General features: G+C 62.3%; 16 protein-coding genes and 1 rRNA gene (1 of these 17 running past the window's edge). 12 read left to right on the forward strand and 5 right to left on the reverse strand.

Annotation, left to right across the window (positions count from 1 at the left end; all coding sequences use genetic code 11):
• Positions 1–763: ribosomal RNA gene (locus OGV19_RS14685) — 16S ribosomal RNA — on the reverse strand (it extends 774 nt beyond the left edge of the window).
• A 572-nt stretch (positions 764–1,335) separates the two neighbouring features.
• Between OGV19_RS14685 and rhtA the strand changes: the two genes are divergently transcribed.
• Together rhtA and OGV19_RS14695 are read left to right on the forward strand one after the other, a co-directional pair.
• Positions 1,336–2,223, forward strand: coding sequence for a threonine/homoserine exporter RhtA (gene rhtA / locus OGV19_RS14690; RefSeq protein ID WP_264309440.1), 888 nt, complete (start codon positions 1,336–1,338; stop codon positions 2,221–2,223).
• A 190-nt stretch (positions 2,224–2,413) separates the two neighbouring features.
• Positions 2,414–2,695 (forward strand): hypothetical protein, encoded by a 282-nt coding sequence (locus tag OGV19_RS14695; protein WP_264309441.1) that lies wholly within the window; start codon positions 2,414–2,416, stop codon positions 2,693–2,695.
• Positions 2,696–2,753: 58 nt separating this feature from the next.
• Here the strand turns inward: OGV19_RS14695 and OGV19_RS14700 are convergent, their stop codons facing one another.
• A complete protein-coding gene (locus OGV19_RS14700) occupies positions 2,754–4,565 on the reverse strand; it encodes an aminopeptidase P family protein (RefSeq protein WP_264309442.1) in 1,812 nt (603 codons plus the stop codon).
• A gap of 226 nt (positions 4,566–4,791) precedes the next feature.
• Here OGV19_RS14700 and OGV19_RS14705 point away from each other — a divergent pair, with 226 nt between their 5' ends.
• Entirely contained in the window at positions 4,792–5,904 is a 1,113-nt protein-coding gene (locus OGV19_RS14705; protein WP_264309443.1) for a DUF3182 family protein, read from the forward strand.
• Positions 5,888–6,658 carry an alpha/beta hydrolase family protein gene (locus OGV19_RS14710; RefSeq protein ID WP_264309444.1) on the forward strand — a complete coding sequence of 257 codons (771 nt, stop codon included), beginning with the start codon at positions 5,888–5,890 and terminating at the stop codon, positions 6,656–6,658. Before OGV19_RS14705 ends, OGV19_RS14710 begins: the two co-directional genes overlap by 17 nt.
• On the opposite strand, the gene OGV19_RS14715 is transcribed toward OGV19_RS14710, so the two are convergent.
• Together OGV19_RS14715 and OGV19_RS14720 are read right to left on the reverse strand one after the other, a co-directional pair.
• Complete coding sequence (locus OGV19_RS14715) at positions 6,637–7,017, reverse strand: antibiotic biosynthesis monooxygenase (RefSeq protein WP_264309445.1); 381 nt, start codon at positions 7,015–7,017, stop codon at positions 6,637–6,639. The genes OGV19_RS14710 and OGV19_RS14715 overlap by 22 nt on opposite strands.
• A 110-nt stretch (positions 7,018–7,127) precedes the next feature.
• Entirely contained in the window at positions 7,128–8,111 is a 984-nt protein-coding gene (locus OGV19_RS14720) for a GlxA family transcriptional regulator (protein ID WP_264309446.1), read from the reverse strand.
• 82 nt (positions 8,112–8,193) lie between these two features.
• Here OGV19_RS14720 and OGV19_RS14725 point away from each other — a divergent pair, with 82 nt between their 5' ends.
• Complete coding sequence (locus OGV19_RS14725; protein ID WP_264309447.1) at positions 8,194–8,742, forward strand: cysteine hydrolase family protein; 549 nt, start codon at positions 8,194–8,196, stop codon at positions 8,740–8,742.
• Between the two features lie 23 nt (positions 8,743–8,765).
• On the opposite strand, the gene OGV19_RS14730 is transcribed toward OGV19_RS14725, so the two are convergent.
• Positions 8,766–9,329 (reverse strand): type II toxin-antitoxin system RelB family anti-toxin, encoded by a 564-nt coding sequence (locus tag OGV19_RS14730; RefSeq protein ID WP_264309448.1) that lies wholly within the window; start codon positions 9,327–9,329, stop codon positions 8,766–8,768.
• Positions 9,330–9,412: 83 nt separating this feature from the next.
• On the opposite strand from OGV19_RS14730, the gene OGV19_RS14735 reads away from it, so the two are divergent.
• The 7 genes from OGV19_RS14735 to OGV19_RS14765 all read left to right on the forward strand — a co-directional run bounded on the left by OGV19_RS14735 (position 9,413) and on the right by OGV19_RS14765 (position 16,571).
• Positions 9,413–10,363, forward strand: a complete 951-nt coding sequence (locus OGV19_RS14735; protein ID WP_264309449.1) for a DMT family transporter — start codon at positions 9,413–9,415, stop codon at positions 10,361–10,363.
• Positions 10,364–10,513: 150 nt separating this feature from the next.
• The gene (locus OGV19_RS14740) at positions 10,514–13,429 is read left to right on the forward strand and encodes a monovalent cation/H+ antiporter subunit A (RefSeq protein WP_264309450.1); all 2,916 of its coding nucleotides are present in this window, start codon (positions 10,514–10,516) and stop codon (positions 13,427–13,429) included.
• Positions 13,429–13,773: a Na+/H+ antiporter subunit C gene (locus OGV19_RS14745; protein ID WP_003250128.1), complete on the forward strand. Its 345-nt coding sequence runs from the start codon at positions 13,429–13,431 to the stop codon at positions 13,771–13,773. The genes OGV19_RS14740 and OGV19_RS14745 overlap by 1 nt, the downstream gene beginning before the upstream one ends.
• Positions 13,770–15,449, forward strand: coding sequence for a monovalent cation/H+ antiporter subunit D (locus OGV19_RS14750; RefSeq protein ID WP_264309451.1), 1,680 nt, complete (start codon positions 13,770–13,772; stop codon positions 15,447–15,449). Before OGV19_RS14745 ends, OGV19_RS14750 begins: the two co-directional genes overlap by 4 nt.
• Entirely contained in the window at positions 15,446–15,934 is a 489-nt protein-coding gene (locus OGV19_RS14755; RefSeq protein ID WP_264309452.1) for a Na+/H+ antiporter subunit E, read from the forward strand. The genes OGV19_RS14750 and OGV19_RS14755 overlap by 4 nt, the downstream gene beginning before the upstream one ends.
• A complete protein-coding gene (locus OGV19_RS14760; protein ID WP_003259015.1) occupies positions 15,931–16,209 on the forward strand; it encodes a K+/H+ antiporter subunit F in 279 nt (92 codons plus the stop codon). Before OGV19_RS14755 ends, OGV19_RS14760 begins: the two co-directional genes overlap by 4 nt.
• Entirely contained in the window at positions 16,206–16,571 is a 366-nt protein-coding gene (locus tag OGV19_RS14765) for a Na+/H+ antiporter subunit G (protein ID WP_264309453.1), read from the forward strand. Before OGV19_RS14760 ends, OGV19_RS14765 begins: the two co-directional genes overlap by 4 nt.
• Positions 16,572–16,578: the final 7 nt, after the last annotated feature.

Below are 16,578 nucleotides of genomic sequence, written 5' to 3' on the forward strand. Positions count from 1 at the left end.
CTTTCGCACCTCAGTGTCAGTATCAGTCCAGGTGGTCGCCTTCGCCACTGGTGTTCCTTCCTATATCTACGCATTTCACCGCTACACAGGAAATTCCACCACCCTCTACCGTACTCTAGCTTGCCAGTTTTGGATGCAGTTCCCAGGTTGAGCCCGGGGCTTTCACATTCAACTTAACAAACCACCTACGCGCGCTTTACGCCCAGTAATTCCGATTAACGCTTGCACCCTCTGTATTACCGCGGCTGCTGGCACAGAGTTAGCCGGTGCTTATTCTGTCGGTAACGTCAAAACAGCAAGGTATTCGCTTACTGCCCTTCCTCCCAACTTAAAGTGCTTTACAATCCGAAGACCTTCTTCACACACGCGGCATGGCTGGATCAGGCTTTCGCCCATTGTCCAATATTCCCCACTGCTGCCTCCCGTAGGAGTCTGGACCGTGTCTCAGTTCCAGTGTGACTGATCATCCTCTCAGACCAGTTACGGATCGTCGCCTTGGTGAGCCATTACCCCACCAACTAGCTAATCCGACCTAGGCTCATCTGATAGCGCAAGGCCCGAAGGTCCCCTGCTTTCTCCCGTAGGACGTATGCGGTATTAGCGTTCCTTTCGAAACGTTGTCCCCCACTACCAGGCAGATTCCTAGGCATTACTCACCCGTCCGCCGCTGAATCTAAGAGCAAGCTCTTCTCATCCGCTCGACTTGCATGTGTTAGGCCTGCCGCCAGCGTTCAATCTGAGCCATGATCAAACTCTTCAGTTCAATACTGCTTGGGTTTTTAAGAAACCCTAAACTTGGCTCAGCAATCTCAAATGACTATGTGATTTCTCGCATGGTCACTTGTGATGCTGATAATCTTTGTGACTATCAGTCCATACTCACAAGCACCCACACGAATTGCTTGATTCAATTTGTTAAAGAGCGTTTGGTTAAGAGCTTTTCGTCTCAACCGAGGCGCGCATTCTACGCTTTCCTCAGAACCTGTCAAGCGTTTATTTTGAAGTTTTTCGCGAGAATCTCGTTTAGCTTCAAACACTTAACTCGCTGCGATCTCTCGTAACGGGAGGCGAATTCTACAGCGTTTAGAAGCGCTGTCAACCACCATTTCAACCGCTGACGATCTTTCGATCGAAGCCCTTCCATCATCACCTGAATCGATTAACTCTTTGATACTCAAGGAGTTTTTCGTTCCAACTACGCCGGAAGTGGGGCGCATTATAAGGGGATTCGAAACCCCGTCAACCTTTAATTTAAAGAAAGTGACACCTTGCCCTCCACCCCCGCAATTGCGCACTATAGTGCACACCTGCCCGTTCAAGGATCGCCGCCCAGAAATGAACACCCAACCCCGCAGCCTGGCCGCCACCCTCTTCCCCATTGGCCTGCTGCTCATCGCCATGGCATCTATACAGTCCGGTGCGTCACTGGCCAAAAGCATGTTCCCCATCATCGGCGCCCAGGGTACTACCGCGCTGCGCCTGATCTTCGCCAGCATTATCATGCTACTGATCCTGCGCCCATGGCGTGTCCGTATGACCGCCAACACCCTGCGCAATGTCGTCATCTATGGCATGGCACTCGGCGGCATGAACTTCCTCTTCTATATGTCGCTGCAGACAGTGCCTATCGGCATTGCCGTGGCACTGGAGTTCACTGGCCCTCTCGCCGTGGCGATCTGCTCCTCTCGCCGCCCCATCGACTTTGTCTGGATCGCCCTGGCGATTGCCGGCTTGCTGCTGTTGCTGCCGGCAGGCCATGGCGGGCAAGCGCTCGACCCGGTAGGCGCCGCCTATGCCTTGGGTGCAGGCGTGTGCTGGGCGCTCTACATCCTGTTCGGCCAACGCGCCGGAGCCGAGCACGGCATCCAGAGCGCCGCACTCGGGGTAGTGGTCGCCGCACTCTTCGTAGCGCCTATCGGCGTGATCCACGCCGGCAGCGCATTGCTCACCCCCGCCGTGATCCCATTGGCCTTGGCTGTCGCGGTACTCTCCACCGCCCTGCCCTACAGCCTGGAAATGGTTGCCCTGACACGCATGCCAGCGCGCACCTTCGGTACGCTGATGAGTATCGAACCGGCGTTTGGCGCGCTCTCTGGCCTGCTGTTCCTCGGCGAGGTACTGAGTGCCACCCAATGGCTGGCGATTCTGGCCATCATCGTCGCGTCAGTGGGCACCACACTGTCCATGCGCCAAGCGCCCACCCCAGCCGTCGCCGCCGACTGATATGAGAAATATTTTCATTTGAGACGGGAATAGTGATTGTAGCGGCCCGCCTCGCTGATTAAGCTGTCACAGAATCAACATCTTTACGCTATCTACTGGACCGAACACGGACGCTGGGGAAACTTCAGGACGAACCGAAGCGATAACGACAGGGCCAGACAGCTGATCCGCCCTGCATTTAAGGACAGGAATGAAACGTATTTTGCTCATCCTGGCCATCTTGGCTATTGCTGGATGTGCCGCCACGGCCAAGACTGAGGTCAAAAGGGGTAAGAAAGGCCTGCATATCAGTTGCTCTGGCCTTTCCTCGTCGTGGGACAACTGCTACAGCAAGGCCAAGACGTCCTGCAGCACACGTGGCTACAAGGTCATTGCGCGCTCGGGCGACACAGATGAAGAAGCAGGCGACTATCTGTTCGGCATCAATCCGGCTGGCTACACCAGCCGCAGCATGATCGTCATCTGCAAGTGATGACCTCACGCAACTGAAAAAGGGCAGCGCGAACGCTGCCCTTTTTGTTTGCTGACAATCACAAAGGCGCGGTACGTGCCTGCAACCAGGTCAGGGCTTCGCCTTTCAGCAAAGGCGCAAGACGCTCACGCACCATAGCGTGGTAACCGTTCAGCCAGTCCAGTTCCTCCTTGGCGAGCAACTCGGGCAGCAGGCAGCGCGTGTCGATCGGGCAAAGGGTCAAGGTCTCGAAGTTCAGGAAATCACCGAAAGCACTCTTGCCCGTCTCGCGGCTAACCACCAGGTTCTCGATACGAACGCCCCACTCCCGTGGCCGGTAAGTGCCCGGCTCGATCGAACTGATCATGCCTGCCTGCATCGCAGTCTGCGGCGTGGGCGCCGCTTGATAGGCGATCACCTGCGGCCCCTCATGCACGTTCATGAAGTAGCCCACCCCATGACCGGTACCGTGGCCATAATCCACCTGATCCGCCCAGATCGGCGCCCGCGCAATGGCATCGAGCAGTGGCGAGAGAATCCCGCGCGGGAAGGTGGCGCGCGACAGCGCAATCATGCCCTTGAGCACGCGCGTGCAATCCTGCTTCTGCGCATACGTCGGGTTACCGACCGGCACCATCCGGGTAATGTCCGTGGTGCCCCCCAGGTACTGCCCACCCGAATCAATCAGCAGCAAACCGTCACCTTCGATGGTCGCATGCGACTGCTCGGTGGCGCGGTAGTGAGGCATCGCACCGTTGCCGTTGAAGGCCGCAATGGTCGAGAAGCTTAGCGACACGAAGTCTGGACGACGCGCACGCGCTGCGCTCAGTTGCTCATCGACCGTCAACTCGGTGATGGTCTCTCGACCCAGGCTTGCTTCAAACCAGGCGAAGAACTCGCACAAGGCGGCGCCATCCTCCTCCATGGCCCGGCGAATGTGCACAAGATCTTCCACACGCTTGCACGACTTGCTCAGGGTGGTGGGGTTGACCCCCTCGACCAGTTCGACGCCAGGGCCCAGGTTTTCCAGCAGGCCGCAGGTAACCCGCGCGGGGTCAACCAGCAGCCGGGCTCCTGACGGCACCGCACCCAGGGCGCTGCCTATCTCGGCATAGTCACGCACCTCGATGCCGTCAACCGCAAGCACGTGACGCAGATGATCATCGACCTTGTCCCGCCCCACGAACACCGTCGCCTGCTGCTGACTGATCAGGGCGAAGGAAACAAAGACCGGGTTGTAGGACACGTCGCTGCCGCGCAGATTGAACAGCCAGGCGATGTCATCCAGGGTGGCGATGAAGTGCCAGTCGGCGCCCTTGGCCTGCAAGCTTTCGCGTAGCTGGGCGAGCTTGTCTGCCCGGTTCTGCGTGGCATGCGGTGGCAAGTGTTGATAAACCGGGTTGCTCGGCAGCGACGGGCGGCCCTCCCCCCAAACCTCGCCAAGCAAGTCCTTGTCGGTAATCAGCCTCACCTCCCGGGCCTTCAGGCGCTCCCCCAGCAGTCGCGCCGACGCCAAGGCCATGACAGCACCGTCTACCGCAACAGCGCCCTTGAGTTCGATGTGCTCACCCAGCCACTCCAGCGCGCCCGGCTTGCCGGGCAGCAGCTTCATCAGTTCGATGCCACTGCCTGCCAGCTCGTTCTCGGCCTGCTCCCAGTAGCGGCTGTCGACCCAGAGCCCGGCAAAGCCTGCCGTGACCACCAAGGTGCCGACCGACCCGTAGAAACCGGACAGCCATTGACGCCCCTGCCAGAAGCCGGGCAGGTATTCGGAAAGATGCGGGTCTGCCGATGGCACCAGCAGCGCATCGATGCCCTCTGCGGCCATTGCCTGGCGCACGCGCGCCAGGCGCTCCGGCACACCTTGCTCAATCGAGGTCTGAACGTTCATGCGCACTCCTGCGAAAACATCTCTGCTAATCCAGACTGTGGATAATGGAACAGCCATCAGAGCCCTGCAATCGCGGCGACCGGCTAGCCGCAGCCAATGCCCGGCACGCCCTCTGCAATCAAGACATTTCCTACAGCAGAACCAGGACCACCGATCACATCCTGATGAACTTCCACAAAGCGCTGGCTTCACACACAGTACATTCATAGCAGACAGGCCAACCAACATGCCCGCTGCCTGCGACTCGAAAACCGGCGTGGTGCTGCTTGACACCCGCGAACACACACCTGACCACGAACATGCCGTTCACCTCAAGCTCGCCGATGGCCTGGCTCAGTTGCTCGGCTGCCCACACATAGAACCTGCCCAGCCTGCCACGGCTACAGACCGCTACTACTATTTACCGACCGAAACGCTAGTCGACCCACAGCGCCATGCCGCCATGGGCATTCGTACCGAGCAAGACCTGTTCGGCGGACTGGTCGCTTACCCCTACATGGCAACCAAGGCGATCTCCCATCCGCTGCCGGCCGACGCCAGCTTCCCGCCAGGCTGGACCGACGCCTTCGCCCTGCAGGCCAGCGATGCGCTGCTGCGTGGCTACACCGTGTTCAGCAAAACCGATGCCCGCAACGCCGCACGCTTGCTGCTGCGCGATGGCCCGCTGCGCGTCAAGCCCGTGCTGGCTTGTGCCGGTCGCGGACAACAGGTCATCGACACGGCGGATGCGCTGGAGCCTTTGCTCGCCGACATGGATGACCAGGCCCTGGCCGTCTGGGGGCTGGTGCTCGAAGAGGACCTGAGCGAGGTACAGACCTTCAGCGTCGGTCAGGTCCGGGTCGCCGGCCTGACCTGCAGCTATCACGGCACCCAGCAGCTGACGCACGACCACCAGGGCACGGAAGTCTACGGCGGCTCAGACCTGGTCGTGGTACGCGGTGATTACCAGGCACTGCTGCAGTTGCCGATGGAAGATCACCTGCGCCTGGCGATCAACCAGGCAATGGCCTACGAACGGGCGGCCGAGCAGCACTTCCCGGGCTTTGTGGCATCACGGCGCAACTATGACATCGCTCGCGGCACGACCGCTCAAGGCCACCTGCGCAGCGGCGTGCTTGAGCAATCCTGGCGCCTGGGGGGCGCCAGCAGTGCAGAACTCCTTGCCCTGCAAGCCTTCACCGATGAGCCAACGCTGCAACGGGTTCGCGCTTCCACCCATGAAGTGTTCGGTACGCCCGACTTGCCCACTGACGCCACCCTCTTCTACCAAGGAATCGACAGTGAACTCGGACAATTCAGCAAATTTGCGCGGATTCGCGAACATGACCATTCAGAGTGAGACCATCGAGCTGCACGTCGAAAATGACAGCATCGTCGGCACCCTGGTCAGCCCTGGCAGCAAGATGCCAGGCATGCTCTTCGTCCACGGCTGGGGCGGCAGCCAGCAGCGCGATCTGGCCCGTGCCCGGCATATCACCGGGCTTGGCTGCGTGTGCATGACCTTCGACCTGCGCGGGCACGAGAAAACCGAGAGCCAACGCCTTACCGTCACGCGCGCACAGAACCTCAATGATTTGCTGGCAGCCTATGACCGCCTGGCCAGCCATCCGTCCGTGGACAGCAGTGCCATTGCCATCATCGGCAGCAGTTACGGTGGCTACCTTGCCACCTTGCTGACCCGGCTGCGGCCCGTGAAGTGGCTGGCACTGCGGGTGCCGGCCATGTATTGGGACGACGAGTGGGACAGGCCCAAGCAAACCCTCGACCGGCAGCGGCTGAACGCCTATCGCCAGCGCCAGCTTGGCCCGGCGGACAACCGCGCCCTGGCCGCCTGCGCCGAATTCGGCGGCGATGTGTTACTGGTGGAGTCCGAACAAGACGATTATGTGCCCCACAGCACACTGATGAGCTACCGCTCGGCATTCATCAGCGCCCACTCGCTGACCCACCGCATCGTCGACGGCGCCGACCACGCGCTGTCTAGCGAAGAAAACCAAAAAGCCTACAGTTCAATCCTCGCCGCCTGGATCAGCGAGATGGTCGTCGGTGCACGCCTGGACCGCTACCCGCACTACGCGCCCTGGTATGCCTGAGGCTCGCCGACCTGGCAGTGCAAGCCGCCATCGGCACCGCGCACGAGGCTGCGCAGTGCCTGGTAGGCAGCAAAGTTGACGCCACGTGCCTGGTGCTGGCACAGCAGGTCGAGGAAGGGTTCCTCGACGAAGCTCGCCGCCGCCGCCACCCATGCCTGGCGCGATTGCCATTGCAGACACTGCAATACCCGGCTGCCATCGTCGCTGGCCTGGATACTCACGCCCTGCAAGCCTTCACAGCGCGCTGCCAATTGCTCGCTGCGCGCCACCAGCGCCTGGGCCAACGCCACTTGGCGCATGGCCGGCACTTCATACTCGATCATCTGGGTAAACCACAGAGAATGAGGCATTGCCCTCATGAACAGTCTCCTTGCTCTGGACGCTATCTGCGTGATGGTGAGCAGGGTAAGACCTCAAGTTAAGTCAAGGTCAAGTGGTTTTTCCGCCACCCGACACACCCAGCCTTGGCCTAAGCTGAAACCGCGAAGCGGCGTCGGTAGTCACTGGGGGTCATACCGGTGATGCGCTGAAACACCTTTCGAAACGCTCCCGGGTCCTGATAGCCGACACCCCAGGCAATCTGCTCGACACTGCGCCGGGTAAATTCCAGCAACCGACAGGCGCGCCCTACCCTGACTTGCTGGCAATACTCAGTCGGCCGCAAACCGGTGGCAGCGCGAAAGCGCCGCAGAAAGGTCCGCTCTTCCAGACCTGCACACGAAGCCATGGCTGCCAGGTCCGCGTCCTGCCCACCGCTGCCCTGCAACCAGTGCTGCACCTTGAGCACCGCCTCGTCGCCATGGTCGAGGCGGGGGTGGAACAACGCCCCAGGCAACGGCGCTATGACCGGCTCGACCGCCAGGTAACGAGCGGTCTCGCAGGCCACTGTCGCCCCCAGAAACCGCTCAAGCAGGCGTAACCCCAAGTCGGTCCAGGCCATCAACCCGGCTGAGGTCATGATGTCACCGTCGTCCAGTAGCGGTTGGTTGGTCTCCACCCGCACCTTGGGGAAGCGCTGCGCAAGTGCTTGTACGTAGTTCCAGTGGGTACAGGCCGGGCGCCCGTCGAGCAGCCCGCTGGCCGCGATGAAAAACACGCCGATGCACACCGACGCCAGCACCGTGCCGCGCCCATGTAACTGGCTTAACGACGCGCGATGGCGCGCGAGCAGTTCCGCGTGCGGCGCCGCCTCCAGGCTCGGCGGAATGATCAGCACACGCAACTCAGGGGCGACATCGGCTTGGCTATCCTCAACCCGCTGCAGCAACCCGGCATCATCGAGCTGCCAGTGGCTGACGCGAATCTGCGGCAACTCGACAGCGCCCAGCTCGGCGGCAACCCGGTTGGCCACCGTGAACAGGTCGGCCAGGCCATGCACGGCCGCACGCTGCGCCCCAGGGTAGAGCAGCAGGCCGATGTCCAGGCTGGAAGGGTTGTCAGTTTTTGCCCTCATTGTGTCGGTCGTGCCAATCCTCAGGTCGATGCACACAGCCTATAACTATCGTCAGCCAACGACTACTGCCGCAGGAGGCAACATGAGCAAGCAAGCGCTGATCATCATCGACATCCAGAATGACTATTTCCCAGGCGGCAAATGGGCCCTCGACGGCGCAGACCAGGCAGCCGACAACGCCGCCCGGCTATTGGCAGCCGCCCGCGAACGAGGCGATCTGGTGGTGCATGTACGGCATGAATTCGAAAGCGCCGATGCGCCGTTCTTCGCACCGAACTCAGCCGGCGCGGCCATCCATGCCAAGGTCGAACCCCGGGCTGGCGAGCCGGTGGTGCTCAAGCACAAGGTCAATGCGTTTCTCGGCACCGACCTCAAGCAGACGCTGGACCAGCAGGGCGTTCAAGCCCTGACCATCGTCGGCAGCATGAGCCACATGTGCATCGACGCGGCCACCCGCGCCGCCGCCGATTATGGCTACGAGGTGACCGTGGCTCACGATGCCTGCGCGACCTTGCCCCTGGAATTCGCTGGCAAACAGGTGCCAGCGGCCCATGTGCACGACTCGGCGATGGCCGCCCTGGCGTTTGCCTATGCCAAGGTGGTCAAGACCGATGAGCTGCTGGGCGGCTGATTGAAGCAGCCCCTGGCAGGCGATCAGATCACCACGTTGCGAACAAAGCGCACAGCCACGGCGCCATCGTTGCGATAGGCATAGCGGCAGTTGCTCGGAAACACATGGAACTGGCCGACCTGCAGGCGATGCTCGGCCTCTTCGATAACCAGCGTGAGCTGGCCTTCGGCGACGTAGATCTGCTCGCTCCAGCCATCGGCATCGGCCTCGCTGACATAACACTCGCCCGGTGCCAAGGTCCATTCCCAAAGCTCGACCTCACGCCGGGCGGTGCTGCTCCCCAGCAGCACCGCCCGGCTTTGCGGATGTTCACCGGCCCAGGCCAGCTCATCGATGCGGCTCGGGTCGCGTTGCTCGGGTGCCTGGATCAAGGTACTGAATGCCACGCCCAAGGCTTCTGCAATCAGGTCGAGGGTGGTGAGGCTGACATTCTTCTCACCCGCCTCAATCGCCACCAGCATCCGCCGGCTGACACCAGAGCGCTCGGCCAAGGCTGACTGGCTCATACCCGCAGCGTGACGCAGGCTGCGCACATTAAGGCTGACATGCTGCAACACCGATGCTCGGTGTGTGGAATTTTTGTGCACTCTATTGCTCGCTGGTCGTGGCTGCGCAGTATACTGCCCACTTTGCGCAGATTGTGCGCCGCCCCTTCCGAGTGTGCAAGACCATGAGCCAACCCATCAGCAAGCCAAGCACCGCCGTTTCCTTTCGCCTGAGCAAGGCCGAACTGGTACTGGTCTTCATTACCATGCTGTGGGGCGGCACCTTTTTGCTGGTGCATAACGTGATGACGGTAAGCGGCCCGATGTTCTTCGTCGGCCTGCGCTTCGCTGCGGCGGCGTTGTTCGTGGGGGTGGTCTCGGCGCGTGCGCTGCCTGGGCTGACACTCACCGAGCTCAAGGCCGGTGTGCTGATCGGCGTATCGATCATGCTGGGCTACGGGTTGCAAACCATGGGCCTGCAGACCATCAGCAGCAGCCAGTCAGCGTTCATCACCGCCTTGTATGTGCCCTTCGTACCGGTGCTGCAATGGCTGGTGCTCGGCCGACGCCCCGGCCTGATGCCGAGCATTGGCATCTGCCTGGCATTCCTTGGCCTGATGCTGCTGGCAGGGCCAGAGGGTGGCACCTTGCACTTCAGCGAAGGCGAGCTGGTGACCTTGGTCTGCGCCATCGCCATCGCTGGCGAAATCATCCTGATCAGCCGTTATGCCGGACAGGTCGACGTTCGCCGCGTAACCGTGGTGCAGCTGGCGACCGCCTCGTTGCTGTCATTCCTGATGATCGTACCAACCCAGGAACGCATTCCCGATTTTTCCTGGCTGCTGCTGGCTAGCGCCCTGGGGCTTGGCGCCATGAGCGCAGTGATCCAGGTGGCAATGAACTGGGCACAGAAGTCGGTTTCACCCACCCGTGCCACCCTGATCTACGCCGGTGAGCCTGTGTGGGCCGGGATCGTCGGGCGCCTCGCCGGCGAGCGCCTGCCTGGCGTCGCGCTGATCGGCGGGCTGCTGATCGTCATCGCCGTGGTGGTCAGCGAACTGAAGGTGCGCCGCCTGCGCGAAAACGCCGAAGCACACGAAGCGCTGGACGAACGCGAGCAGCAGGCCGGGCTGTAAAGCGGCCAACTGCAGCTATGCTTTGTAAAAAACTGTTATAAAAAAATACCTTGTCACACCGTATTTGTACGATTCTGCGACAGCTTGCGTGTTGGTGATCAACTGCTCGGCACGTATGATCCTTGGCAAACCTCTCCAGAATAGAACGCTATGTCCTTGATAGTGCTATTGCTTCTGCCGTTCGTGGGCAGTTGCCTGGCAGCCGTGCTGCCGCACAACGCACGAAACGCCGAGTCCATACTCGCCGGGCTTGTCGCCCTGGTCGGTACGGTCCAGGTAGCACTCCTGTACCCCCAAGTCGCCCACGGTGGCGTGATTCGCGAGGAATTCCTATGGCTGCCCAGCCTGGGGTTGAACCTCGTATTACGCATGGACGGCTTCGCCTGGCTGTTCTCGCTGCTGGTACTGGGCATCGGCACACTGGTGTCGCTGTATGCGCGCTACTACATGTCGCCCCAGGACCCGGTGCCGCGCTTCTTCGCCTTTTTCCTGGCGTTCATGGGCGCCATGCTGGGCCTGGTGATCTCTGGCAACCTGATCCAGCTGGTGTTCTTCTGGGAGCTGACCAGCGTGTTCTCCTTCCTGCTGATCGGTTACTGGCACCACCGCGCCGACGCCCGTCGCGGCGCTTACATGGCGCTGATGGTCACCGGTGCCGGTGGCCTGTGCCTGCTGGTCGGTGCCCTGCTGCTGGGCCACGTGGTCGGCAGCTACGACCTGGACAAGGTCCTGGCCGCTGGCGACCTTGTTCGCCAGCACGCGCTGTATCCGGTGCTGTTGCCCCTGATCCTGGTGGGCGCCCTGAGCAAGAGTGCGCAGTTTCCCTTCCAGTTCTGGCTGCCCCACGCGATGGCGGCGCCGACCCCGGTGTCCGCCTACCTGCACTCGGCAACCATGGTCAAGGCGGGGGTGTTCCTGCTGGCGCGGCTTTGGCCGGTGCTGTCTGGCAGTGAGGAGTGGTTCTGGATCGTCGGGGGCGCTGGCGCTATCACGCTGCTGCTCGGCGCTTTTGCCGCGATGTTCCAGAACGACCTCAAAGGCCTGCTGGCCTACTCCACCATCAGCCACCTGGGCCTGATCACCTTGCTGCTGGGCCTGAACAGCCCGCTGGCGGCTGTGGCCGCCGTGTTCCACATCCTCAACCATGCCACCTTCAAGGCCTCGCTGTTCATGGCCGCCGGCATCATCGACCACGAAAGCGGTACGCGCGATATCCGCCGGCTTAGCGGCCTGATCCGCCTGGTGCCCTACACCGCCACCCTGGCCATGGTGGCCAGTGCCTCGATGGCGGGCGTGCCATTGATGAACGGTTTCCTGTCCAAGGAGATGTTCTTCGCCGAAACAGTGTTCATCAGCTCTACGGCCTGGGTCGAAGCCGCCCTCCCGGTGATCGCCACGCTGGCCGGTACCTTCAGCGTGGCCTACGCCCTGCGCTTCACCGTCGATGTCTTCTTCGGGCCAACCGCCCAAGACCTGCCCCACACACCTCACGAACCACCCCGCTGGATGCGCGCACCGGTCGAACTGCTGGTGCTCACCTGCCTGGTGGTCGGCATCTTCCCCGCCCAGTCGGTCGGCCCGTTGCTGGCCGCTGCGGCCTTGCCGGTGGTAGGCGGTACGCTCCCGGAATACAGCCTGGCCATCTGGCACGGCTGGAACGCGCCGCTGATCATGAGCCTGGTGGCCATGAGCGGCGGGATCGTGCTGTACCTGCTGCTGCGCAAGCAACTGCGCATGGGCCGCTTCCCCTACCCGCCGCTGATCGAGCGGTTCAACGGCAAGCGCCTGTTCGAGCATGGCCTGGTTCGCCTGATGTTGCTGGCCCGGCGCACCGAAGGCTGGCTGACCACGCGCCGTCTGCAATCGCAACTGTTCATGCTGGTGCTGGCGGCCTTCCTGGCTGGCCTCACCCCCATGCTGTACAGCGGCCTGACCTGGGGAGAACGCCCGAAAATCCCAGGCTCCGGCGTGTTCGTCGCACTCTGGCTGATCGCGATCGCCTGCGCCATCGGCGCCGCCTACCAAGCCAAGTACCACCGCCTGGCTGCCTTGATCATGGTCAGCGTCTGCGGCCTGATGACCTGCATCACCTTCGTCTGGTTCTCGGCGCCCGACCTGGCGCTGACCCAACTGGTCGTGGAGGTGGTCACCACCGTGCTGATCCTCCTCGGCCTGCGCTGGCTGCCACGCCGTATCGAAGGTGTATCACCGCTGCCGGGTAGCCTGGAGCGCGCCCGCATGCGCCGCCTGCGCGACCTGTTGCTGGCAGTTCTGGTGGGCGGTGGCATGGCCGTGCTGTCCTACGCCATGCTCACCCGGCCGACCCCCAACGTCATTTCCTCGTTCTACCTGAGCCGCGCTCTGCCTCAGGGGGGGGGCACCAATGTGGTCAATGTGATGCTGGTCGACTTCCGTGGCTTCGACACCCTCGGTGAAATCACCGTGCTGGTCGCCGTGGCCCTGACCGTATTCGCCCTGCTGCGACGCTTCCGCCCGCCCAAGGAGAGCATGCAACTGCCCGCCCAGCAGCGCCAGCTGGCGCCCGACGTGGTCACTGACCTGATCAACCCGCGCCATGCCACAGACACTGCCCTGGGCTTCATGATGGTGCCCGCGGTGCTGGTGCGGCTGTTGCTGCCGATCGCCCTGCTGGTATCGATGTACCTGTTCATGCGCGGCCACAACCAGCCTGGCGGCGGCTTTGTCGCCGGCCTGGTGATGTCGGTGGCGTTCATCCTGCAGTACATGGTGGCCGGCACCCAATGGGTCGAAGCACAAATGAGCCTGCGGCCGCTGCGCTGGATGGGCACCGGCCTGCTGTGCGCGACCCTGACCGGGGTAGGCGCCATGCTGCTGGGTTACCCCTTCCTGACCACGCACACAGCGCACCTGCACGTGCCCGTGCTTGGGGATGTGCACGTGGCCAGCGCGCTGTTCTTCGATATCGGCGTGTACACCGTGGTGGTCGGTTCGACCCTGCTGATCCTCACCGCCCTGGCGCACCAGTCGGTGCGCGCCTACCGCCCGGGCAACCCGGCGAAATCCAGCCAAGCAGGAGCCGCCTGATGGAAGAAGTCATTGCAGTCGCCATCGGTGTACTGGCCGCCTCCGGGGTCTGGTTGATCCTGCGCCCACGGACCTACCAGGTGATCATGGGCCTGTGCCTGCTGTCCTATGGGGTCAACCTGTTCATCTTCAGCATGGGCAGCCTGTTCATCGGCAAGGAGCCCATCATCAAGGACGGCGTGACCCAGGACCTGCTGCACTACACCGACCCGCTGCCCCAGGCCCTGGTACTGACCGCCATCGTCATCAGTTTCGCCATGACCGCACTGTTCCTGGTGGTGCTGCTGGCCTCACGGGGGCTGACCGGTACCGACCACGTGGATGGCCGGGAGCGTGACGAATGAGTGGTATGAGTCAACTGATCGTCGCCCCCATCCTGCTGCCACTCATCACGGCGGCAATCATGCTGTTGCTGGGCGAGAAACACCGGCGGATCAAGGCGCAGCTGAACCTGCTGTCCACCTTTGCCGGCCTGGCCATCGCGGTCAGCCTGCTGCTGTGGGTCCGCACCCAGGGCCAGGCCGAATCTATCGGCGTCTATTTGCCGGGTAACTGGCCTGCACCGTTCGGCATCGTGCTGGTGGTAGACCACCTGTCTGCGTTACTGCTGACCCTGACCGGCATCATCGGCTTCAGTGCCCTGCTGTTTGCCCGGGCCCGCTGGGACAGCGCCGGCGCCAGCTTCCACGCGCTGTTCCAAATCCAGTTGATGGGCCTGTACGGTGCATTCCTGACTGCCGACCTGTTCAACCTGTTCGTGTTCTTCGAGGTACTGCTGGCAGCGTCCTATGGCTTGCTGCTGCATGGCTCGGGCCGGGCAAGGGTCAAGGCAGGCCTGCACTACATTGCCATCAACCTGTTCGCTTCGTCGTTGTTCCTGGTGGGCGCGGCGATGCTCTATGGCGTGACGGGCACCTTGAACATGGCCGACCTTGCGCTGAAGATCCCGCTGGTGCCGGAGGCCGACCGTGGCTTGCTGCATGCGGGCGCCGCGATACTGGCCATGGCGTTTCTGGCCAAGGCCGGTATATGGCCGCTCAACTTCTGGCTGGTGCCGGCCTACGCGTCGGCCAGTGCACCGGTTGCCGCGCTTTTTGCCATCATGACCAAGGTCGGCCTGTATGCCGTACTGCGCCTGTGGACGCTGCTGTTCTCCGGGCAAGCCGGCGCCTCGGCACACTTCGGTGGCGAGTGGCTGGTTTACGGCGGCCTGGTCACACTGGCCGTGGCAGCGGTGTCGATACTGGCCGCGCAGCGTCTGGAGCGCATGGCTGCCCTGAGCATTCTGGTTTCCGCCGGCACCCTGCTCGCGGCCGTCGGTTTTGCCCAGCCAGCGCTGACCGGCGCGGCATTGTTCTACCTGGTCAACTCGACGCTGGCGTTGTGTGCCCTGTTCCTGCTCGCCGAGCTGATCGAGCGCTCGCGCTCGGCCAACGAAGCGCCGCTGGACGATGAAGAAGATGCCATGCCTTCGCCGCTGGAGTCACTGCACCCGCCCAAAGGCATCAACCTCGATGACGAGCAAAAGGCCGTGATCGGCCAGATCATCCCATGGACCATGGCCTTCCTTGGCCTGAGCTTCATCGCCTGTGCGTTGCTGATCATTGGCATGCCGCCGCTTTCGGGCTTTGTCGGCAAACTCAACCTGATCAGTGCGCTGCTCAACCCGCTGGGGCTGGGTATAGCGCCAGAGCAACCGCTGACAGCTGCAGGCTGGGGCCTGGTGGCACTGCTTATCCTGTCCGGTATGGCGTCGCTGATCGCGTTCGGCCGCGTGGGCATCCAGCGTTTCTGGAAGCCCGAAGAGCGCCCCTCGCCGCTACTGCGTCGCTATGAGTGCCTGCCGATCGTCATCCTGCTTGGCCTGTGCATTATGCTCAGCCTCAAGGCCGAGCCGTTGCTGCGCTACACCCAGGACACGGCCGCCAGCCTGCAGGTGCCCGACACCTACATCAAGGCGGTGATGGCCGCCCGGCCGATCCCTGGCCCGACCTCCCTCGCGGTGGAGGCGCTGCCATGAACCGTCTGTTTCCCGCCCCACTGCTGTCGGTCTCGCTGTTCGGCCTGTGGTTGCTGTTGAACCTCTCGGTCAGCCCCGGCAACCTGCTGCTCGGTGCCATCCTCGGCATCTTTGCGCCACTGCTGATGGCACCGCTGCGCCCCCAGCACGCCCATGTGCGGCGCCCCTGGGTGGTTGCCAAGCTCATTGCCCGGGTAGGTCTCGATGTGATCGTGTCCAACCTGCTGGTAGCCCGTGGCGTTCTGCGTGCCGGCAAGCAGCCGCCGCGCTCGGCGTTCGTGCACATTCCGCTGACGCTGCGCGATGCCCATGGTTTGGCCGCGCTGTCGATGATCACTACCGTTGTACCGGGTACGGTCTGGTCGGAACTGGCCCTGGACCGCAGCGTGCTGCTGCTGCATGTGTTCGACCTCGAGGATGAAGCCGCCTTCATCGAGCACTTCAAGGACACCTATGAACGCCCGCTGATGGAGATTTTCCAATGACAGGCCTGCTCGCCAACGCTGTACTCGCCAGCCTGTTCATCTTCGCCCTGGCAATGGCCCTGGCGCTGATCCGGCTGTTCCGCGGCCCATCCGCCCAGGACCGGGTCCTGGCGCTGGACTACCTGTACATCCTGGCCATGCTGACGATGCTGGTGCTGGGGATTCGCTATGCCAGCGACACATACTTCGAAGGTGCGCTGCTGATTGCGTTGTTCGGCTTTGTCGGCTCGTTCGCCTTGGCCAAGTTCCTGCTACGTGGTGAGGTGATCGAATGACCGAAACGCTAGAACTGCCCTTCTGGCTGGAGCTGGTCACCGCCGCGCTGCTGCTGATCGGCAGCCTGTTCGCCTTGATAGGTGCCGTGGGCCTGCTGCGCCTGAAAGACTACTTCCAGCGCATGCACCCACCCGCGCTGGCTTCGACCATTGGCGCATGGTGTGTTGCCCTGGCCTCGATCATTTACTTTTCGTGGCTCAAGGACGCCCCCATCCTGCACGCCTGGCTGATCCCGATTCTGCTGTCGATCACGGTACCGGTCACCACGCTGTTGCTGGCCAGGGCTGCGCTGTTTCGCAAGCGGATGTCAAAAGAGGCGGTTCCCGACGAAGTCAGCAGCGGCGGAGATCGCGGCCACTGACCGCTTG

Origin of the sequence: Pseudomonas putida, from assembly GCF_025905425.1 — a bacterium.
Classification (GTDB): Bacteria; Pseudomonadota; Gammaproteobacteria; order Pseudomonadales; family Pseudomonadaceae; genus Aquipseudomonas; species Aquipseudomonas putida_AF.